This is a genomic window from Chryseobacterium sp. HNCC26DJ240 (genome assembly GCF_057180485.1).
The window spans coordinates 391,167-412,130 of the sequence record NZ_JBXUGK010000004.1; the positions used below are offsets into that span (position 1 = coordinate 391,167).

The 20,964-nt window shown below is 35.5% G+C and carries 16 protein-coding genes; 4 read left to right on the top strand and 12 right to left on the bottom strand.

Annotation, left to right across the window (positions count from 1 at the left end; all coding sequences use genetic code 11):
• Positions 1 to 197: 197 nt before the first annotated feature.
• Complete coding sequence (locus AC2A1G_RS10365) at positions 198 to 3,497, bottom strand: cytochrome c biogenesis protein (RefSeq protein WP_484046841.1); 3,300 nt, start codon at positions 3,495 to 3,497, stop codon at positions 198 to 200.
• A gap of 248 nt (positions 3,498 to 3,745) precedes the next feature.
• On the opposite strand from AC2A1G_RS10365, the gene AC2A1G_RS10370 reads away from it, so the two are divergent.
• From AC2A1G_RS10370 to AC2A1G_RS10380, 3 genes are all read left to right on the top strand, one after another.
• On the top strand, positions 3,746 to 6,265 hold the full coding sequence (locus AC2A1G_RS10370; protein ID WP_484046842.1) for an FtsK/SpoIIIE family DNA translocase: 2,520 nt from the start codon (positions 3,746 to 3,748) through the stop codon (positions 6,263 to 6,265).
• A 205-nt stretch (positions 6,266 to 6,470) separates the two neighbouring features.
• Positions 6,471 to 7,118 carry an outer membrane lipoprotein periplasmic chaperone LolA1 gene (gene lolA1 / locus AC2A1G_RS10375; protein ID WP_484046843.1) on the top strand — a complete coding sequence of 216 codons (648 nt, stop codon included), beginning with the start codon at positions 6,471 to 6,473 and terminating at the stop codon, positions 7,116 to 7,118.
• A gap of 96 nt (positions 7,119 to 7,214) precedes the next feature.
• On the top strand, positions 7,215 to 7,643 hold the full coding sequence (locus tag AC2A1G_RS10380; RefSeq protein WP_484046844.1) for a hypothetical protein: 429 nt from the start codon (positions 7,215 to 7,217) through the stop codon (positions 7,641 to 7,643).
• A gap of 52 nt (positions 7,644 to 7,695) precedes the next feature.
• On the opposite strand, the gene AC2A1G_RS10385 is transcribed toward AC2A1G_RS10380, so the two are convergent.
• Positions 7,696 to 10,254, bottom strand: a complete 2,559-nt coding sequence (locus AC2A1G_RS10385; protein WP_484046845.1) for a M4 family metallopeptidase — start codon at positions 10,252 to 10,254, stop codon at positions 7,696 to 7,698.
• A gap of 207 nt (positions 10,255 to 10,461) precedes the next feature.
• Between AC2A1G_RS10385 and AC2A1G_RS10390 the strand changes: the two genes are divergently transcribed.
• Positions 10,462 to 11,916 carry an LptF/LptG family permease gene (locus AC2A1G_RS10390; protein WP_484046846.1) on the top strand — a complete coding sequence of 485 codons (1,455 nt, stop codon included), beginning with the start codon at positions 10,462 to 10,464 and terminating at the stop codon, positions 11,914 to 11,916.
• A 277-nt stretch (positions 11,917 to 12,193) separates the two neighbouring features.
• Here the strand turns inward: AC2A1G_RS10390 and AC2A1G_RS10395 are convergent, their stop codons facing one another.
• The 10 genes from AC2A1G_RS10395 to AC2A1G_RS10440 all read right to left on the bottom strand — a co-directional run bounded on the left by AC2A1G_RS10395 (position 12,194) and on the right by AC2A1G_RS10440 (position 20,961).
• Entirely contained in the window at positions 12,194 to 12,664 is a 471-nt protein-coding gene (locus AC2A1G_RS10395) for a DUF3347 domain-containing protein (protein ID WP_484046847.1), read from the bottom strand.
• A 6-nt stretch (positions 12,665 to 12,670) separates the two neighbouring features.
• Positions 12,671 to 14,875, bottom strand: coding sequence for a TonB-dependent receptor plug domain-containing protein (locus AC2A1G_RS10400; protein ID WP_484046848.1), 2,205 nt, complete (start codon positions 14,873 to 14,875; stop codon positions 12,671 to 12,673).
• 41 nt (positions 14,876 to 14,916) lie between these two features.
• Complete coding sequence (locus AC2A1G_RS10405; RefSeq protein ID WP_484046849.1) at positions 14,917 to 15,435, bottom strand: hypothetical protein; 519 nt, start codon at positions 15,433 to 15,435, stop codon at positions 14,917 to 14,919.
• A gap of 72 nt (positions 15,436 to 15,507) precedes the next feature.
• The gene (kdsA, locus tag AC2A1G_RS10410) at positions 15,508 to 16,317 is read right to left on the bottom strand and encodes a 3-deoxy-8-phosphooctulonate synthase (protein WP_262147239.1); all 810 of its coding nucleotides are present in this window, start codon (positions 16,315 to 16,317) and stop codon (positions 15,508 to 15,510) included.
• 40 nt (positions 16,318 to 16,357) lie between these two features.
• On the bottom strand, positions 16,358 to 16,885 hold the full coding sequence (locus AC2A1G_RS10415; RefSeq protein WP_484046850.1) for a DUF1697 domain-containing protein: 528 nt from the start codon (positions 16,883 to 16,885) through the stop codon (positions 16,358 to 16,360).
• A gap of 1 nt (position 16,886) precedes the next feature.
• Positions 16,887 to 17,789 carry a hypothetical protein gene (locus AC2A1G_RS10420; protein WP_484046851.1) on the bottom strand — a complete coding sequence of 301 codons (903 nt, stop codon included), beginning with the start codon at positions 17,787 to 17,789 and terminating at the stop codon, positions 16,887 to 16,889.
• Positions 17,786 to 18,463, bottom strand: coding sequence for a RadC family protein (gene radC, locus AC2A1G_RS10425; protein WP_484046852.1), 678 nt, complete (start codon positions 18,461 to 18,463; stop codon positions 17,786 to 17,788). Before radC ends, AC2A1G_RS10420 begins: the two co-directional genes overlap by 4 nt.
• A gap of 14 nt (positions 18,464 to 18,477) precedes the next feature.
• Positions 18,478 to 19,053 carry a murein L,D-transpeptidase catalytic domain-containing protein gene (locus AC2A1G_RS10430; RefSeq protein ID WP_484046853.1) on the bottom strand — a complete coding sequence of 192 codons (576 nt, stop codon included), beginning with the start codon at positions 19,051 to 19,053 and terminating at the stop codon, positions 18,478 to 18,480.
• A gap of 3 nt (positions 19,054 to 19,056) precedes the next feature.
• The gene (locus tag AC2A1G_RS10435; RefSeq protein ID WP_484046854.1) at positions 19,057 to 19,725 is read right to left on the bottom strand and encodes an ABC transporter ATP-binding protein; all 669 of its coding nucleotides are present in this window, start codon (positions 19,723 to 19,725) and stop codon (positions 19,057 to 19,059) included.
• Between the two features lie 69 nt (positions 19,726 to 19,794).
• The gene (locus AC2A1G_RS10440; protein ID WP_484046855.1) at positions 19,795 to 20,961 is read right to left on the bottom strand and encodes a sensor histidine kinase; all 1,167 of its coding nucleotides are present in this window, start codon (positions 20,959 to 20,961) and stop codon (positions 19,795 to 19,797) included.
• Between the last annotated feature and the right edge of the window lie 3 nt (positions 20,962 to 20,964).

The window sequence follows — 20,964 nt, forward strand, 5'->3', positions numbered from 1 at the left end:
GAAAAATGAAAAATTAATATGGATATGAACAGTTGGGAAATGGAACAATTGAATTTGTAAATTCAATCTCATCATTTGCTCCGCTTGACTTGACAAATATAATAACTATTTAGACTAAATAAAAATAAATTTAATGATTTTTATAAAAAAATCCTGAAGAAAAATCTTCAGGATCTTAAAACACATTTTCAAACTTTCTATTTTTTGGTCAGTGCCTTAAATTTTATATAGGAAACTACTGAAAGTACAACCATTGTTGAAAACCCAATATACACCCACGCCGGAATCGGAACAGGATCTCCTGCTGCGTATGAGTGTAGACCTGCAAGGTAATAATTTACTCCAACGTAAGTCATCAACATCGAACAGAAAGCAAACATGGTTGCTACGTGAATTGCCCATCTGCTTCTCAGCCCCGGAACCAATCTCATGTGTAGCACGAATGCGTAAACGATAACCGAAATAAAAGCCCACGTTTCTTTTGGATCCCAGCTCCAGTATCTTCCCCAAGATTCATTCGCCCAGATTCCTCCAAGGAACATTCCTACTGTCAATGCGAAAAGACCGATTGTGGTTGACATTTCAGCAACAATTGCCAGTTCTTTCAAGGTAGAATCGTTGTGAACTTTAAACATTTTTTTACTTGAAATAATGTAAAAGACCAAAGAAATTACTGCAATAATCATTGATAATGAGAAGAAACCGTAACTGGATATAATTATGGCAACGTGTACAATCAACCAATATGATTTCAAAACAGGAACCAATGGCGTAATTTGAGGGTCTAATGAAGATGCACCGTGTGCAAACCCCATCATAATTACCGCAACCATATATCCTGCTGCAGGAATCAATGCATTTGAGTTATTTTTTGGAGCTTTAATTTTATCAGCTTGATCATTATTTCCAAATCCGAAGTAGAACATTAAACCGGCAGTAATTCCAACCCAGGAAATAAAGATAATGGCTTCATACCCGTTACTCCAAGGAGCATGACCGGAAATATACCATCTTCCTATCAATCCTAAAAAGTGTAGGAAATAGCCAATAATTCCGATGTAAATAAAACCTTTAATGATTTTGTTTAAGATTTTATTAGGCTTAAATAATTCAACAAAACCTAAAACCAACAATAAACCTCCAATTAAAGTATAGAAAATCAAAAGCTTAAAATTGATGTCCGTTTTATTCATAAAAACTTCCAAATCAACTTTATTCTGAGACGGAACAACAGATTTCCCCCATTTTTGCTGATAATCTGAAAGCTTTTTCAGTTCGGCATCAGCTTTACTCCAGTTTCCTGTTTTTTGAGCCTGCAGCACTTCTGCAAAATAAGGTCCCATCACTTGCTGAGATTCTGTATCCGGTTCCATTTTTTGGTTCAACCATGAATTCCATGTGTGATTCGCATCATTTTTTACAGGAACAATTCTCATAAACTGTCCGCTGAAGAAACCGTTAAAAATCTGTACTCTTTCGTTTATTTTGATAATTTGCTTATCGTATTCAGATTGCTCCGCCGGTTTTTTTCTGAAAGCCGTGTTATATTCTGCATCCAAAATATAAGTCAGATTTCCGTTGGCATCGGTTGGGAAAAGATTCATTAACGAAGTATAACCGTCTTCATTCGCTTTTGTCAGTTTCAAAAGTTCTTTACCACCTTTTGCATCCACTTTAATCAATGGAACCATCGTCCAGCTTGGTGTATCAGTATTAATTGATATAAACCATTGTTCTGCTGTCAAAAATTTACCGTCTGTACCTTTGAATTTATCTTTCTGATAAAGTTTTCTTAAAACATCAATAGCTTCGGTATTAATCGGAACAATTCTTCCCTCAAAATTCTGTACCAAAAGATACCCGAATTTGTCTGCGTGTTCTTTACTGATTTTGTTTTTCGAAATGATTTCGTCTGGAGAAATATTTCTCATACTCGTCAAAGGTGTAGCAGCTGAATTTTGTCTTGGCTGAGCCATTTCCGGAGCGACTTCATGCGTGTGACCATCTCCTTCTGCGTGCACATGCTCTTTGCTTCCGTCAGTTCCATGCATATCAATTTTTTGAGCATTTAAACCTAAGCTTAAAAGTAGCACAAGAAGCAATGTCGCTTTTTTCTTGCTGATGTCTTTCAGCATTTTATTAAGCTTCCAGAAATGAGTTCCTTTCCAGAAAAACATCACAAACATTCCTCCGAATAAGAAAGCATAACCAATGTAAGAAATTAAAGTTCCCCAGAAATCGTGGTTTACAGAAAGTAAAGTTCCCATTCTATCCGGTGTATAACTTGCCTGGAAAAAACGGTAACCTTTATAGTTCAAAACATTGTTCATATAGATTTTATAAGGTGTTTCTTTGCCTTCGTCAATGATTTTCACATGACTTTCGTAGGCGCTCGGAGAAGAACTTCCAGGGTAAGTTTCCATCACGAAATCGTCTAGTTTGATATTAAATGGAGTTGTATATTTTTTTGGTCCGAAGCCAAGCATAATGTTTAAACCATCCATCGTTACCTGTTTGTAAGCATCAGGATTTCCTCTTTCTACAGATAAATCAACAAGCTGATTTGTTTTTGGCCCCTGAATTTCAACTGTAAGCTGATCCGGAACATTCTGATCTTTCTTTCTGTCGCCTTCTACGGCAATTAGATTTCCTTTTTTTAAACCTTCAGGAACTACAAGTTTTAATTCATTAATCGTATACAAACTTCTTAAAACCAAAGGCTGAAACTGATTTTTCACAGTACTTCCTGTAGCCTGAGTAGCCATGGTCATGTAAGCCGCATCAACAGGCGTTTTAATCAATAATTGTCCGTTGTTGTTGGCAAATTCAACGGCACCTTCAATCGCTCTTCCAAATGATACCAAAGTTCCGTTGATAGATTTGGTTTCCCCCTGCTTGATGTAGATATTCTGTCTTCCGGTACTGGCTGTAGAAACCAAATGAAGGTATTCAGCACCCTGAGTATTAGGTACTAAACTGTCTTTTTTTCTTTGAATGTATTCTTTAGCAACAACTTTTATTTTCTTGTTGTGAAATTCATAATTGGCTTCAAAACTTTTGTGAAGCGGAGACATCAGATATGGAATATCCTGATACGTTAAAATATCGCCTTTTTCTTCAATCTGAATTTTAAAGAAATGTTTATCAGTAACAATTTCATTAGTTGTTTCTCCCTCACGGATGCTCATTTGCCCTTCAAAACTGATGTATCTTGTAATTGCACCACCAATAAAAATTAAAATAAATGAAAGGTGAAAAACCAAAACAGGCCATTTTTCTCTTTTCCAAAGACGATATCGGGCTATGTTTCCACAAAAATTGATGATAAGCATTACCATCACAAACTCAAACCATTTGGCTTCATAGATTAAAGCTTTGGCAGTAGGAGTTCCGTAATCGTTTTCCAGAAAGGTGGCGTAGGCCATAGAAAAGGCATATACGAGTAAAAGTACTGCCATCGTTCGGGTAGAAATCAGTATGTCTGTTAACTTCTTCATTTTATTTTTTACTTGACATGCAAAAATAAGGATGATTAGACGAAAGGCAGAGAAAAAAAACTGTTTTTTGTCAGTCAAAGCCTATTGAAAGCTTGTTTGGAATCATTCTTAATAATTATTTTAAATCCTCATTATCAGTAAAAATATAGAAGCTGTGCAGTAAAATTTAGATAAAAATCTACAAAATTGACTTACCTAAAAGCAAAACTTTAAACTAAAAAAACATTAAATTTGCCCACATTGAAGCTATGGAAAAGAAAACACAAAAAATACAGCCCGCCGCGCAGGAGCAATCTAAAATTTTGTCTAAACCGAGAATCTTTTTCGGTTTGTTGTGCATTGTTTTTGCCGGTATTCTCACAATATCATTTATTTCTTATTTAATTAATTGGAAATCAGATCAAAGCCAAGCCGGAGCATTGCTTGATAAAACCATAAAATCATCAAATATTTTCGGGAAACTGGGGCAATGGCTGGGGAAAATCTTCATCTACGAAAGCATTGGAATTGCAGCATTTATTGTAGCATTTCTCTTTGTGGTTTTTGGAACAATGATCCTTAAAAAGAAAATTTTCAAACCTTGGATGACGTTTGGCCATTCCCTGTTTTTTATCTGCTGGCTTCCTATCTTTTTTGGTGCTGTCACCAAAGGTCAGAGTGTACTTTGTGGTGTGTACGGATATCAGATTATGGATACAATGATTTCAATGATTGGTTCTGTAGGTCTTTGGGTAGTTTTGTTTGTAAGCATAGCTTTGTATTTTATACTTGAATTTAATTTAAGACCAAGCTCAATCAAGAATAAGCTGGATTCTATCAACGAAAACACCATCGGAAGAGTAAAAGCCATGATGCCAAATTCTGATGAAGACTTTGATGCTGATCAGGAATTGGTAGTGGAAGAAGAGGTTCTGCAGGAGCCAAAAATTACCGTACAAGAGGTAATTCCCACTCCGAAAAAGACAGAAATTATTCCTGAAATTAAGATTGAAGAGCCAAAACTTGATGCAATAGTAACGCCTAATCAAACTTCTTTTACTGAAGAAAAAGAAGCGAAAATTGATTTTTCAAGCCCGGTAAATCTTACTGTTAGTGAACCTGTTTCGCTTCCGAAAACGACTCCTCAGGATGCTTTTGATGTGAAAGTAAATTCTAATAATTCTGTTGACGATATTTCATTTAAAGTAGAAGTAGCTCCTGTAATTGATATTGTAGATGATGCAGATAAACAGTCTCAGGATCTGGTTGACAGACATGGTTTATACGATCACAGATTAGATTTGGCTAAATTTCAAATGCCTCCAATTGATTTATTAAAAGATTATGGCAACGAAGAAATTTCAATAAACAAGGATGAATTAGAAGAAAATAAAAATAAGATTGTAGGACTTCTAAAAAACTTCAATGTAGGAATTGCTGAAATTAAAGCGACCATCGGACCAACAGTTACTTTATACGAAATTGTTCCGGAAGCGGGAATCAGAGTGGCTTCCATTAAAAAATTACAGGATGATATTGCTTTAAATCTTTCCGCTTTAGGAATCAGAATTATTGCACCAATGCCGGGAAAAGGAACGATTGGAATTGAGGTTCCGAGAAAAAATCCTACCATGGTTTCGATGAGATCGGTAATCGCTTCGCAGAAATTCCAAAACACGGATATGGATTTGCCAGTAGTTTTTGGTAAAACGATATCCAATGAAGTGTTCATGGCAGATTTATCTAAAATGCCCCACCTTCTGATGGCAGGTGCCACAGGACAGGGAAAATCTGTTGGTATCAATGCCATTTTGACTTCCCTACTCTACAAAAAACATCCAAGCGAATTGAAATTTGTGATGGTAGACCCGAAAAAAGTGGAACTTTCTCTGTATTCAAAAATTGAAAGACATTATTTAGCTAAACTTCCGGATTCTGATGATGCGATCATCACTGATACAAATAAAGTAATCAACACTTTAAATTCACTTTGTATCGAGATGGATCAACGTTATGACTTGCTCAAAAATGCTTTCTGTAAAAATTTAAAGGAGTACAACAAAAAATTCAGCGAAAGAAAATTAAATCCTGAAAATGGTCATCGTTACTTACCTTACATAGTTTTGGTCGTTGACGAATTTGCAGATTTAATTATGACTGCAGGAAAAGAAGTTGAACTTCCGATTGCAAGATTGGCGCAGCTGGCAAGAGCGGTAGGAATTCACCTGATTGTTGCTACTCAAAGACCATCAGTGAACGTAATTACAGGTATGATTAAAGCCAATTTCCCTGCGAGAGCGGCTTTCAGAGTAATTTCAAGTGTAGATTCAAGAACGATTCTCGATTCTACAGGTGCAGATCAGCTGATTGGAAAAGGAGATATGCTTTATTTTAACGGAAATGAAATTTTAAGACTTCAATGTGCTTTTGTTGACACTCCGGAGGTTGAAAAACTCGCAGAATTTATTGGAGAACAAAAAGGTTACGCTTCAGCATTTATGTTGCCTGAGTTTGTTTCAGAAGACGGTTCGAGCAGTGTTGCAGCATTTGATCCGAATGAAAAAGATGTTTTGTTTGAAGAGGCAGCAAGAATTATTGTTTCAACGCAACAGGGTTCTACTTCAATGCTTCAGAGACAGCTTAAATTAGGATACAACAGAGCCGGAAGAATTATGGACCAACTGGAAGCAAGCGGCTTAGTTGGAGGTTTCAACGGGGCTAAAGCAAGAGAAGTACTCATCAGTGATCTTCATTCTTTGGAACAGTTTTTGGAAGACCTGCGAAATTAAAAATTTAACTTTAAAATTTGAACCATTAAGATAGTTGAAAGGTTTAAGGTGGGTTAAGATTTATCTTTGATTTTTATGAAGTGAATGTAAATATTCAATATTAAAAGTCTTAAAGTTTAGAATAAATATTTATACTTTTTTAAGGCTTTTGAGTTTTAACCTCAAGCTAAAAAGAAAGTCTAAAAACAGAACGGAAATTAGAAAAATGAAAAATCTATTATTAAAAATAACTGCAGCGGGTTTAATTATCATCAATGCAGGAATGTCTCAGGCTCAGAAAATCGATGCGAAATCGAAAAAAATACTGGATGATGTGACAGCCAATTACAACGCCAAGAAAAATTCTTACTTTAAATTTTCTTTCGGAAGTGGAATGAACGGAAAGGTAAGTAAAACCGAAACGGGAATCTACTACTCTGCCGGAGACAAATACAAACTGAAAATCATGGAGACGGAGCAGATCTTCGACGGAAGTAAGATTTACAACATCAACACTGAAGATATGGAAGTAACCGTCGCCAAACCCAATGCAGGCGGACAAATGTTCTCACCAATCAATTATCTTACCAGTTACAGAAATGATTACAACGTGACGTACAACGGCAAAAAGACGATCAATGGTGTGAGTGCAGATTTCATTAAATTGACTCCGGTAAAATCAAACGGATTGAAGCATGTTTATCTCTACATTGATTCAGCAAAGAAACAGATGCTGAAATTGGAGCAGTACGGAAACAATAAAGACATTGCTGTAATAGCGATACAGGAATACAAAGAAAACCAGCAGCTTGATCCGCAGATGTTTTCTTACGACAAAAATAAATACAAAAACTATCTGGTTACAGAATTATAAAACAGAAATCCCGCAGTTGCGGGATTTTTTTGGTTGTAAATCGTAATATTTCAATACTTTTGGAGTTTTAAGTCTAAATCACATTAAACCAATTTTATGAAAAAATTGTTCACTCTGACCTTAACAACTGCATTATTGATGCAAAGTTGCAAAGACGATTGCTACACAGCTCCAGATACCACAGTTTTTGAATTTGTAAATACTTCCGGCGAAAATCTAATTCAAAACGGAACACTTACCGGGTCAAAAATTGTAATTCAACAGGACAACGGAAATGGAAATTTTGCAGGAATTAATGTTGAAATTCGTGAAGACAAGAAAGTAATACTCAAAAATGTCGGACTGTTTGAAGGAACCAGAAACTATAATGTTTATCTCACCACAGATCCTGTAATAACTTTTAACTTCAGAATAAGCTCATCAAAATTGACAGGCGAATGCGATGGATATAAAATAGATAATCTAACTTTAGAAAACATCACAGCAACCAAAGAAAACGGATATTACAAAATAACAGTAGATTAGTTTAAAAACAAAAATGCCTGCGAAATTCACAGGCATTTTGTATTTGAAAGATTTACTTTTTAATGATTTTAAAACTCTGCGTTTTATCTTTTGTAACCACTTTCAGAATATAATTACCTTTTGTAATTTCCGTTAAATCAAGTCTGTTATCAGAAGATTTTTCAAGTGGATATACATGTATAAGCTGACCAGCCGTGTTGTATAATTCAGCATTTTTTACATCAACATTTTTGCTGTTGCTGATGGTAATGATTCCTGATGTAGGATTTGGATATACTGAAAGACCTTTTAGTTTTTCGGTTTCCTGAACACTTAAAGTAGCAAAATTACAATTGTAGACGTAAATTTCGTCGATGTACCAACCGTCATAGCCTGTACATCCGTCTGTTCCCATTTCAAATCTGAATTTGATGTTAGATCCGGCTACTACACCAAGTGTTGAAAGGTTTATTTTGCTTTGTCCCCAATTACTTTCGATTTCGCCGCCATCAACTCCAGTGAAAGCTGGTTGTCCTGCTAAAGGATTGTCATTTGTGCTGCTTGTTTCAAAAGTTGTATTATAAGGATTTAATGTAAATGCAGAAGCAGGAACAATCGTCCAGGCTCCTCCATTAAGACTGTATTTAATATTTCCCCCATCATACAATCTCTCTGTACCTACAGAATGATTGAATGCCATCTCATAATTTCCTGAGGTATAATTTGGAAATGTAATCATTGGACTTTCAAGTCGCAACAGACCGTTTTGGAAATTGCCGTTACAGTTTCCAAGATAAGGATCAATTCCGTAAATGGCTTTTCCGGCTCTGTTTTTTGGTAAATCTGTGGTAATCACCCAGTTTCTTGCTGTCCAACTTGGGGTAGATCCCACGTTTGTAACAGTCCAGTTTCCAAGTCCGTTCTCCCAATTTTCCTGAAATAATGGAGCTGCTGTTGCATTAGTACATAATTCCGGGGCAGCTGTAGGTAAAACCCATGCAAAATTACATTGAGTAACCACTGAAGATCTCAGTTTTACCGCCAGCATTGCATTCTTTAAATTCTGAAGTTCTCCTGCTGTGAAAATCTGCCCTGAAGCTCCTGCCGGTGTCGTTGTAGTAGAAAGTCCCTGAAGATTGATACCAATCAAATCATTGAACGAACTTTCTAAAGCGTCTGCAAAAGCTGCATAGTTGCTGGTAGATGTAAGATAGACATTCTGAGTTCTCCACCACAAGTGCGCTGCTTTTGTAAATCCTATCGGAGTAATTGTGTAACCACCGTATGTACCGCCGTCAACTAATAAAGAATACAGACGGTTTCCTACACCGGAATTGATGTGTACACCTCCAGCATCCGTAGTTGCGCAGTGATAATAATTGGCATCAAGCATATTTCCTGGATTACCATTACAATTCGGGTTCCACATATCTCTTATTGAGCCACCAAAAGCTGTTGTTTTTTCTCCCATTTTCCAGCGTTGGTTTCCGGAACAGGTAGCAGTAGTTCTCACTGTCAGGATTTCATTTGCATCCATGTAATTATTCAGCAAGTCAATTGTTTCGCCCCATACATCAGAATAAGATTCATTCAGAGCTCCGGATTGATACTGATAAATCAAATCGCTGGTGTACTCTGTGTATGCATGCCCCCATTCGTGTGCTACTACATCATCTGATGCAGTACCAGTACAGTAATTGGCGGTAGCTCCATTCCAATTGGCATTTGGACAGCTGATATTAGGATTGTTATTGATGGTAATCATGCTGTGGTCTGCACCATCATAAGACACAAAATTGAAAGCATTTTTAAAGAAATTATAAACATGCTCCGAAGTAGTAACTTCACTCTGTTGCCATTGATCCAGTGTTCCCGGTAGGGCATTTCCTTCCTGCCATTTTAGATTTGCAGCAGTTTGGCTGGTTTCGTAAAGTTTTCTGTCAATTAAGTTATGAATTCCCGTAAACTGGTCTACCAACTTTCCTGTATGAGCATCAATGAATAAGAATTCACGCACATCATTTTTGTTGGTCACTTCAATTTCGTAAGCTAAATATGTAGTGATAGACTCTCCCTGAGCAAGACCTTTTGGAAATAGTAAAAGTCTTTGTCTTCCGATTTCGAGTGGTAAATCTTTGAAACCTAATTTTTGGTCTTTTACAAGTGACTTCGCCTTTTCTATTGCAACATCTTTTGTAATTTCCGGAATTGCGGTATCATTAATATTGGGGATAATATTTCCATTGATGGATGTAAGCTCTTCATTTTTATTAAAATGAAATTTCAGAACGCCATCATATATTGGAACTCCTTTGTAAATCTGAGCATACACAACATTCTTCAAGCCATAATTATCTGTAAATTCTTTTACTAAAACTAAATCCTGTGGAGAATTTAAACTAAAAATTCCGAAATTATCCTGAATAAAACTTTGAGCTTTTTCTGCAACACCTCTTCCTTTCAACTGAAGATTTTGTGCGTTTGCAAATGAAATAAAACTTGGCGTAGAATTGTTTGTATTATAAGAAATTGATGCTTTTGTATCGGCAACAAAACGAGAGATATCGTTTGATTTTTGCGCAGTAGCTAAAATAGACGCAGCTGTAAATACAGTGCAGATCATTTTTTTCATGTATGTACCAGTTTAAGATTTAATTTGGCAAATATACAATTTGAATATATTTATAAATGAATTTATTTTAACAAAATTTAAAATTGACACACTTTTCAATAAAACTTATTTATAGCAAATTTGTTTCTAAAGTAATTTTTCTGAAACAAAAATTCAGTCATTACATTTTATCAGTATTAATCTTTTGTTTTTTTATAAATTTGCTCTATGTTTAAAATTTTAGACCGATACATTATTAAGACCTTTTTCGGGCCTTTCTTTTTTATATTCAGTGTGCTGTTTTTTATTTTTATTGTCAACATTGTCTGGATTCAGCTGGGGCAGTTTATGGGTAAGGGGTTAAGTACATTTCAGATTTTAAAACTGTTGTTTTATCTCGGAGTCAATGTAATTACGATGGTTTTGCCTCTTACTATACTTTTGGCGAGCATCATGTCTTTCGGAGAATTTGGTGAAAGATATGAACTGGCTGCCATGAAAGCTGCAGGAATCTCATTAACCAGAGTGATGATGCCACTATTTGGTGTTGCAACCGTTCTGGCAATCATGTTGTTTTTCTTTTCAAATAATGTGGTTCCTGATTTTCAGCGGAAGGCAAAAAATATGCTTTTTAATATCGCTCAGGCAAAACCGGCACTTAATTTTACACCCGGGCAGTTTATTGATCAAATTCCAGGATATATGGTGAAATTTGATAAAGTGGAAGGTGAAAATACAGAAAAACTGGAAGGAGTTTTTATTCACAAGAAAGCCAATACTTTCGACAATCAACAATCTATTGTCGCTGAAAAGGGAGAATTTGTACCGGCAGCCAACCGTGCTTACTTAAAATTACTTTTATTTAACGGTTATATTTTTGAAGACAGCTATGCCGGAAAAGGAGAAAATGTGCGTGTGAAACAACCTGATCAAGCGATTAAATTTGATACATTAACGGTGCATTTCGATATTGCAGAGCTCATTAATAAAGCTATTGAAAAAGAGCAAATTACGGATGATTATCGATTCCAGAGTTATACGGAAGTGAATTCTACCATCGCAACCACACAAAAAAACAACAACAGACTTGCCGATAATATGACTTCTGAACTTATTTCCCAAACCAGCTCGGTGGTGAGCTATATGGATAAGAACAAAGTGAAAGCTCCTGTGAAAGCACAATACAAAATTGACACAATTAAATCTGCTAAAAAACTCGATCTTATTTTTAATGGGTACAATCGTTTGGATAATCTTAAGAGCAGTCTTGAAAACAAAGACAATGAGCTGAATCCAAGCATAAAGTACTTCAACAAAGTCATTATTTATCAACAGAGGATCCTCACCTACTCTTTCACCTGTATAATTTTCTTTATGATTGGGGCAAGTTTAGGATCGATCATCAGAAAAGGTGGAATGGGTCTTCCTGTGATTATTGCCATCGTTATATTCATCATATTTTATGTAATCAATGTTGGTTTTGAGAATGCAGCGTGGGGCGGGAAAATAAATCCTTATTTAGCAGCGTGGCTTCCCAATATTATCCTGTTTCCTTTCGGAGTTTGGATGACGTATAAAGCGCTTACCGATTCTCAGTTATTTGATGCAGAAAAATATAAAGTTTTGCTAAAACCGATTACCAGAAAATTTGCCAAACAGAAAGAACATAAAAGGTATCAATAGAATTTGGATGGCATAAAGTTTGTTTAATTACAATCATAATTTCATCATTCACATCATATTTAAATTGAAAAAAATCCTCAGAAAACAGATATTTCTGAGGATTTTTTATGTTTATATTTTAGTTTACAATCGATGAAACTTAGATTTAGATTTAAATCATCGTATCAAAAATCTCTACCCTAATTATAAATTTTTAAGAATAATCATAAAAATAAAAAATCCGCCTTAACAGATTGTAAGACGGACTTTTTGTATTGTATGGTTTAGAAAAAACTTCTTATTTTATTTCCTGCTGAACTTTACCACAGCTGAGCATCGAACTACCGTAATAAGGATTTACGATTTTACTTTCGTTGCTTAACCAACCTGCATCAGCCATCGGGCAATATTGAAGATAAACCGTTTTATCTGCTAATTTGTATGTCTTCGAAATATCAATCATCTGATCTGAAATATTCTCAAACTTTTCACGCTGAGCTTTGATATCTTTTGTCGCTGAAATGAATTTGGCGTTATCTTTTAATTGGCTCATAGTCGCTGCACTTAAAGTGTTTGAGTCTATTGCTGACAGTGATTTAAGAAATTCGGCGGCTGAAATTGCCGCTTTTGTGGAGCTGTCTGATGCCAAAGCGTTTTTTACAGCGATATAATTCTGATAAAGCTTTGAAACCTGCGCATTTTTCTTAGTCTGACCAAAAAACAGTGCTGAGCAAAAAGCCAAAGCAAAAACTAAAAATTTTGTTTTCATATTTTATTATTTAATTTTAAACTCAAGTTTTACATTAAAAAATCTTCCTGTAAGTCTCACCGGAACCGGATACATCAAACTTGTATTGGAATCTGTAATCCATTGGTTAGAAACGGTATTGTTAATATTGAAGGCATTAAAAACCTGAACTCCTAAAATCAGTTCCTCAAAATTACCCCAGAATCCATACGTTTTCTTTTTGTCTTTTCTATCGATGAAAACTTTAGACAAACCTAAATCTACTCTTTTGTATGAAGGTAAAGTCTTCTGATACTGATAAGGATCTGTGAAAACCGGAGCTCCATTGGGTAATCCCATAGCATAAGTTAGGGTTAAATTTACACGCATCGAAGGAAATTTCGGCATATAATCCTGATAAAACATCGCAAATCTAAATCGTTGGTCTGTCGGTCTCGGAATGTTTCCTCTTCCGTCAATATTTTCGAAAACTCTTGCATAACTTGCCGATAACCAGCTATCAATTCCCGGAACAAATTCTCCGAAAAGTCTGGTGTCGATACCATAAGCATAGCCTGTTGCATTATTTTCACCTGAATATCTGATCCTCACATTATCCATGTAATAAGGAATCAGATTGTCCATTTTTTTATAGTACAATTCTGTTGTCAGCTTGAAAGGTCTGTCTTCAAAGGTAAACTCGTAATCGTTTTTCAGAATCGCCTGAATTGATCTTTGAGATTTAATATTTGAATTAAAATTTCCATTTAAATCTTTAATTTCCTTGTAAAAAGGTGCCTGGTAATAAATACCTCCAGATAAAGTGAAGAGCATATCTGCATTCCATTCCGGTTTTATGGCAAACTGTGCTCTGGGCGAGAAAATCGTTTCATTATTAAAACTCCAGTGCGCTACTCTAGCTCCGGCATTGATGAAAACCTTGCTGGCACCCCAATAAAACTTCTGAGAATACTGCCCGTAAACCGAAACTCTCGTTGGCTGAATGTGATTTTTCCCTGAAATACTGTAAAATAAATCTAAATCTGAAGCATCAGGAAATCTGGGATCAAAAGGCATTGTCGGAACACTGTAACCTGAAGAATCCACCAGTTTCCATTCGTTGGTCAAATCCTGAAGATTTTCTTTTTCAAATTTAAATCCAAACTCAATATCTGTGTTTACGTTTGGAGAAAATTTAGTTCTCAACTGAGTTCCGTAGGTTCTTACAAACAGATCATTTCTAGCATGCTCAATCTGTCCGCCCACATCGTAGGAAGTCACCGGAGCTCCTGTAATCGGATCAAAAGTCTGCAAAATATAGCTCGATGCAATCGTATAATATTCTCTTTCACGGTTTTGGTAAGCGAAACTATCCAATGTAAATCTCCACTTTTCTGATGGTTTGTAGTTTAAAGAAACCGTTCCCATCATGTTTTTGTAAGCATCGTTTTCTCTACCGTTATAAAAAACGTTTAAATTGATTGGCTGACTTACAGATCCAAAATTGACTTCCCTTTCTTTAGGAATCATTTCGTAATCGTTCTTAGAATAAAATCCTATGAACGAAAGTGATAATTTATCGTTGAAATGGTAGTTGATGTAAGACTGAAAATCGTAATATTTCGGATTAAAATCTGTGTCTTCATTTAAAGTATTCAGAACCAGATTGGTATTTCTGTATCTTCCTGAAAATAATGCGGTCAGTTTTTTATTTTTTGAAGCTAAACCAGCGGTCAGTCTTCCACCGATTAAACTTGCTTCACCGGAAACCTCAGATTTTTCAGGCTCGCGGTAATAAATATTTAATGCTGACGACATTTTATCACCATATCTCGGTTCAAAACCACCTGCTGAAAAATTGACCGTGGAAACCATATCGGGATTAATGATACTCAAACCTTCCTGTTGAGAATTTCTGATCAAAAAAGGTCTGTAAATCTCAATATCATTGATATAAATAAGGTTTTCATCGTAATTTCCACCACGCACCATGTATTGTGAAGAAAGTTCGGTGTTGGAGTTGACGGAAGGTAAAGTTTTAATCAAACCTTCTATACCGCCCGAAATACTCGCCACATTTTGTGCATCTCTTGCCGAAATTCTTACCGAAGTAAGATCATTTGTTTTCCCTTTATCTTTTTTCTGGAATACAACTTCCTCAATATTGGTGACTTTTACAGTGTCTTTCTTTTTTACCTGCGAAAACGCAAGTATCGGAAGGATAAGACCGAGTGGTAGAACTAGTTTTTTCAATAGAAATGCTTTAAGATTTCGGAACGTGAAATTATTAAATTTTATTTTATAAACTGACTTTTAAGAAAAATTTTTGACCATTCATCAACAAATTCGGCAGGAAGTTTTTTTTGTTTAACAGCTGCAATACACAGGATAATGTCTTGATCTCCTTTCACAAAATAATAAACCTGCGATTCTGTACCCGAAGAATCCTTGTAGGCATCAGCTTCCATAGTGAAAAGTTTAAATTCTTTTTCTCCCTCTTTGTTTTTTGAAATCTCGGTAATTGTGAGATTATTGACTTTTTCTTCAGCCATTTTTTTATGGTATTCAAATAAAGTCTGTAGAGGAAGTGACGCTGTATTTTTCATCGTCAGCTTCGTGATGATGACGCTGTAATTTTCCCAGTTTTCGTTTTCAGGAATGTATTCCAGCACTTTCATCTGCATATTTTCCTTGAAATTTGCCAATTTCAGTTTATACTTTTCCGGAAAATCTATCTGCAAAGAATCTGTTTTCTGAGCCGAAGACCAAAAAAATATTGAAAATAAAAACAGGAAAAAAAGTTTTTTAAACATAAAAAAATCAGAATTTATCGTAAAAGTCTTTGTAGAAACCAGCGAACATCCAGCTTCCATCATCCCGCCAATCTACAAAATCGCTTCCCTTACTCTTGTCAGTTTTTGAAGTAAATCTTCCAAAAGATCGAGTCTCAGCATATTGGCTCCATCAGATAAAGCAGTTTCCGGAGTTGGGTGGGTTTCAATGAAAATTCCGTCTGCGCCCACGGCAATTCCTGCTTTGGCAACAGTTTCTATTAATTCCGGTCTACCGCCTGTAACTCCTGAACTTTGATTAGGTTGTTGTAGAGAATGCGTAACATCCAAAATTACGGGAGCATAATTTCTCATCGTAGGAATTCCTCTGTAATCTACGATTAAATCTGTGTATCCGAAAGAATTTCCTCTTTCAATAATTGCTACTTTTTCGTTGTTGGAATCTGTGATTTTTTCGACCGCAAATTTCATTGATTCCGGAGAAAGAAATTGTCCTTTTTTAAGAGAAACACATTTTCCGGTTTCAGCTGCTGCAACCAAAAGATCGGTCTGGCGAACTAAGAATGCGGGAATTTGAAGAACATCAACATATTGTGCTGCCAAAGCTGCATGTTCATTTTCGTGAATATCTGTTGTGGTGGGAATATTGAAAGTTTCACCAACTTTTTTTAAGATTTCCAGAGATTTTTCTTCACCAATCGTAGTAAAAGAATCTACTCTGCTTCGATTCGCTTTTTTAAAACTTCCTTTAAAGATATAAGGAATTTCATATTTGTTGGTTAATTCCAAAACTTTTTCGGCAATTCTGAGCGCCATATCTTCGCCCTCGATAATGCACGGGCCGGCGATTAAGAAAAAGTTTTTGGAATCTTTGTGGTGTATGTTTTCTAAGTACTGAATCATTTTTATTTAATTAAAAAAGTTCAGTAAAAATACATAAAAATTAAGTCATTTTTTTGATGACCTTCTCAAAAGTATTCAAATTTCTGCTGGTAAATTGATCTTTCATGCTTTTTTTACCTAAAATCTTACCGAAAGTCGAATCTAAAGTATTTCCTTTCGGAACCTGCCAGTAGAAAATTCCATTTTCAATTTTTGCATCTTCATTTTCAGCTTTCAAAGAATTTTCAAATTCAGCCATTAAAGTTTTCTCAAAATTTTCATTGCAGACAAAACCATAAATATGCAAATTGTCATTCTTCTGAAAAGGATTGCTGTTCCAAAAATCCTCAACATCATTCTGACTTTTAATGAAAAGAAAAGCCTCATACCTGAAATGTTGAGACATGGCTTTTTCAAGAATTAGTTTTAAATCAGATTCCGTTTTATCAGAAGAAAAAATAATATTTCCTGAAGCCAAAACTGAATTTACATTAGTCATTCCCGCATCCACAAAGACTTTGCAGACATCAGCCATTTTCATGTTGGTTCCTTTTACGTTTACGCCACGGAGAAAAGCACAGTACTTCATTTTAGATTTTTAAATATTTTTTAATTAAAAGTTTTGCCAATTCTTTTTTACTGTTTAAAATATAAGAATAAGGTTTCATTTCCGGTCTGAAGCCTCTGAAAAATTCGTCTAAACTGGGAAGATCGCCACCTTCAAAATCAAAGATTTTAATATCAATCGTTCTTTTCATCATATAATCAATAAGTACTGATGCTCCTGAGAATTTCACGAAATTCGGATCATTAAAAGTTCCCAAAAGCGCAACGGTTTTATTATCCTGATACGTTGCAATAAGATTTATAATTTCTTTCTTAAAATAAAAAGCATGAAATTCCAGAATCTTTTCTGAATAAAATCTTGAAAATAAACTGATGTATTTTTCAACATCGTTTATTTTTCCGCCACCCTTTATGTTTTCTCTGATAAAATTTTCAGCCTGTTTAAAACTGACAGCTTTAATTTCCGTTTCTGTCTCAAATTCCGGATCAAGCCTTAACTTTCGCTTTCTTTTGGGTGAATATCCTGAATAAACCTTTTCATACGAATTAGGCATCATCAGATAGTTTTTCTTAGTCTTTAAATTTGGCGAAAGTTTGTTGCCGTCATTGAAAGCATATAATCTCACAACGTATTCATCCATTAAAAATTTAAAAAACTGATCATTCAAGTCCTGTGAATTTTCCTTCGAAAAAATTCCAAGCTGCTGACAAAGCTTAGGATTCTGCACGATTTTAAAGCCCAATTTCATCACAAACGGAATCGGCATTACCGCTTCATAATCTCCATAAACCAACAGTTCCCATCTTTTACCAGATGTAAGATCTAAAAACTGTTTTGTCACAGAGTATTTTCTTTGTGCAGAATTTTCCAGGCATTGAGAATATTTCTCAAAATCAATTTCTTGGTATTTTACTCTTTTAATCATATCAAACCTTCATCTGCAAAACTTAAATAAGAGTTTTGAGTTATAATTAAGTGGTCTAAAAGCTGAATAGTTAAAAGATCTCCCGCTTCTTTAATTTTTTTTGTAATACTGATGTCTTCCTGACTTGGTTTTAAATTTCCTGATGGATGATTATGCGAAACGATAATTCCCGTAGCGAAATGATCCATTGCAATTTTAAATAAAATCCTGAGATCAACCAAAGACTGACTGATGCCGCCTTGAGTGAGCTGTGCAAGATGTACCACTTTATTGTTTTGGTTTAAAAATAAAGCCCAGAATTCTTCAGTTCTCAAATCAGATAAATGAATTTTCAAGACATCATAAGCCGCTTTGCTGCTTGTGATTTGTGGCTTATCGGGAATTTCCTGTGCAGCTCTTCTTCGTCCGATTTCCAATGCTGTTGCAATAGAAATGGCTTTTACTTCACCAACGCCTTTAAATTTTGTTAAATCTTTAATAGTCAGTAAACTCAGCTGATGCCAGCTGTTATCCACCGAAGCCAATATTTTTCTAGCTAATTCTACTGCCGTTTCGTCTCTGCTTCCGCTACCCATAATGATGGCCAAAAGTTCAGAATCGGAAAGTGAATTCTTACCTTTCAGTAAAAATTTCTCTCTCGGTCTGTCATCTTCTGCTAAAAATTTAATAGACATCTGGTGAATTTAAATTAATAAAAAGCATACAAAATTATCGTCTTTGCGGCACCGTCGATATACTTTGCCGTTTGCTTAAGTGCTTTTGGTGACAGCATTGGGCAACCCAAACTCAGGCAGGCCGGATCTTCAGATTCTGCATCCGGTACGCAATCTAAAGAGTGAATTACGATAGCGCGGCTTCTCGCATTGCTGTTGGTTTTATCTAAACCGTCCAAACGGTATGATTTCCCGAATTGTCCGGAATAAGATTCTTTAATTTCATATTTCCCCAACGAAGATTGATAGGAATTTTCGGTATTGCTGAATTTCAGCTCTCCGTACACTCTGCTGTTTGAGCCTGATCCGTGCGAAACTATTGCCGACTGCAGAATTTTATCTTTCTTGAGATCGTAGACAAAATATCTGTATTTTCCCGATTTTATTTTAAAATTAATAAAAACAGCCAAATCCTGATTGTAATTTCTGTCTTTAATAAAACTTTTCACCTCAGTAATTTTCTCTTTTGGAATCTGCACAGCGGAAGTCTGTGAATTGCCTTCACAGCTTGCCAAAAACAAAATCAGAAAGAAAAGAAAATTTCTAAGCATATTTTATTCTACAATTAAACCGTCTACCATCACGAGTTTTCTGTCTGTAATTTCTGCAAGATTTGGATTGTGAGTCACGATCACAAAAGTTTGGTTGTATTTATCTCTCAAATCAAAAAACAATCTGTGTAAATCGTCTGCATTTTTAGAATCTAAATTCCCCGTCGGTTCGTCTGCAAAAATAATTTTTGGAGAGTTGATTAATGCTCTTGCAACTGCTACACGCTGAGCTTCACCACCAGAAAGCTGGCCCGGCTTATGATCCAGACGGTGTTCTATTTTCAGATCATGAAAAATAGATTCTGCTTTTTCTATAGACTCTCTTTCATTTGCTCCAGCGATTTTTGTAGGAATCAAAACGTTTTCCAGTGCAGTAAATTCCGGTAAAAGCTGATGAAACTGAAATACAAAACCAATATTCTGATTTCTGAATTTTGAAATCTGCTTATCGGTCATGTTGATGAAAGATTCACCCGCAATTGTGATTTCGGTACTGCTGTCTTTAGGAATTGTAGGACTATCTAAAGTACCCAGAATCTGCAGAAGCGTAGACTTTCCAGCACCGGATTCCCCAACAATAGAGACTACTTCACCCGCTTTGATGTGAAGGTCTACCCCTTTTAAAACTTCTAAACTTCCGTATGATTTACGAATATTTTTTGCTGTAATCATGCTTCAAAAATAGTGATTTTTTTTGCTTTTTGTATTTTGCTTTTGACAATAAATTAATGATTGCTTAAATTATTTTCTGATTGAAATTCTGAAGGTCGTTCCTTTCCCGATTTCTGTCTGAGAAATTTTAATATCGCCATTGTGATACTCCTGCACTACTCTTTTTGCAAGACTTAAACCTAAACCCCAACCTCTCTTTTTTGTGGAATAACCAGGTTTGAAAGCATTTCTCGCCTGATTGTGCGTCATTCCGCTTCCATTATCTTTCACTTCAATGAGAATATTTTTATTTTTGCCCAGCATCCAGATTTGGAGTTTTCCTTCGCCTTTCATAGCATCAACAGCATTTTTAACAAGGTTTTCAATTACCCAGCTGATCAGAATTTTATTATGCGGAACCAAAATCGGATAATTTGGAAGATTGAGACTGAAATCTACTTTTTTTGAAATTCTTGTTTTCAAATAATCGTAATTTTCTGTGATTGTTGCATTCAGATTCATATCATTCAGCTCAGGAACTGACCCTATTTTCGAGAATCTTTCGGAGATGGTTCTCAGTCTTTCGATATCTTTTTCGATTTCTTTTACGCCATCAGAATCGGGCGTTTCAAGTTTCATAATTTCCATCCAGCCAATCATCGATGAGAGCGGCGTACCTATTTGGTGTGCCGTTTCTTTCGCCAAACCTGCCCAAAGATAGCCTTCATCAGTCTTTTTAATAGTTCTCAAAAACCAGAAAATAAAAGCGAGATAAGCAATGATGAAAAGTCCTAAAAAGTAAGGGTAATATCGTAAATCGCTGAGCAACTTTGAGTTATCATAAAAAACCAACTGTTTGTCACCTTCGGCAATTTCAATTTCGAAAGGTGCGTAGTTGCTTTCCATTTTGACGATAAGCTTTTTCAACTCTTCGGGATTGTCTAAAATTTCCTGCGGAATATTTCTTGAACTTCCTTCAAAAATAAAGGGGTTTTTATTTTCGTCAGTTAAAATCGTAGGAATCTGATCGTTTTCGGTTAAAATTGCAAACACCAATTCCTGGGTTTCAGAGCTTGTCTGCTTGTTTCCCTGCATAATTTTTATTGCAGTGGCAAATACCTTAATTCGTTCCGCTTCCTTATTTCTGAGATTATTAATCAGGATATTGGATGAAACGATAAGCGCCACAACGATCACGGTGAGTATGGTAAAGACAATCCAGTTGCTGATCCTGGCTAAAAAAGGGCGGTTTTTCATTTG

What these genes read in the sequence shown, in the direction of transcription:
- AC2A1G_RS10365 (WP_484046841.1), bottom strand. Translation starts at nt 3,497, where the DNA reads ATGAAGAAGTTAACAGACATACTGATTTCTACCCGAACGATGGCAGTA.
- AC2A1G_RS10370 (WP_484046842.1), top strand. Translation starts at nt 3,746, where the DNA reads ATGGAAAAGAAAACACAAAAAATACAGCCCGCCGCGCAGGAGCAATCT.
- lolA1 (WP_484046843.1), top strand. Translation starts at nt 6,471, where the DNA reads ATGAAAAATCTATTATTAAAAATAACTGCAGCGGGTTTAATTATCATC.
- AC2A1G_RS10380 (WP_484046844.1), top strand. Translation starts at nt 7,215, where the DNA reads ATGAAAAAATTGTTCACTCTGACCTTAACAACTGCATTATTGATGCAA.
- AC2A1G_RS10385 (WP_484046845.1), bottom strand. Translation starts at nt 10,254, where the DNA reads ATGAAAAAAATGATCTGCACTGTATTTACAGCTGCGTCTATTTTAGCT.
- AC2A1G_RS10390 (WP_484046846.1), top strand. Translation starts at nt 10,462, where the DNA reads ATGTTTAAAATTTTAGACCGATACATTATTAAGACCTTTTTCGGGCCT.
- AC2A1G_RS10395 (WP_484046847.1), bottom strand. Translation starts at nt 12,664, where the DNA reads ATGAAAACAAAATTTTTAGTTTTTGCTTTGGCTTTTTGCTCAGCACTG.
- AC2A1G_RS10405 (WP_484046849.1), bottom strand. Translation starts at nt 15,435, where the DNA reads ATGTTTAAAAAACTTTTTTTCCTGTTTTTATTTTCAATATTTTTTTGG.
- kdsA (WP_262147239.1), bottom strand. Translation starts at nt 16,317, where the DNA reads ATGATTCAGTACTTAGAAAACATACACCACAAAGATTCCAAAAACTTT.
- AC2A1G_RS10415 (WP_484046850.1), bottom strand. Translation starts at nt 16,885, where the DNA reads ATGAAGTACTGTGCTTTTCTCCGTGGCGTAAACGTAAAAGGAACCAAC.
- AC2A1G_RS10420 (WP_484046851.1), bottom strand. Translation starts at nt 17,789, where the DNA reads ATGATTAAAAGAGTAAAATACCAAGAAATTGATTTTGAGAAATATTCT.
- radC (WP_484046852.1), bottom strand. Translation starts at nt 18,463, where the DNA reads ATGTCTATTAAATTTTTAGCAGAAGATGACAGACCGAGAGAGAAATTT.
- AC2A1G_RS10430 (WP_484046853.1), bottom strand. Translation starts at nt 19,053, where the DNA reads ATGCTTAGAAATTTTCTTTTCTTTCTGATTTTGTTTTTGGCAAGCTGT.
- AC2A1G_RS10435 (WP_484046854.1), bottom strand. Translation starts at nt 19,725, where the DNA reads ATGATTACAGCAAAAAATATTCGTAAATCATACGGAAGTTTAGAAGTT.
- AC2A1G_RS10440 (WP_484046855.1), bottom strand. Translation starts at nt 20,961, where the DNA reads ATGAAAAACCGCCCTTTTTTAGCCAGGATCAGCAACTGGATTGTCTTT.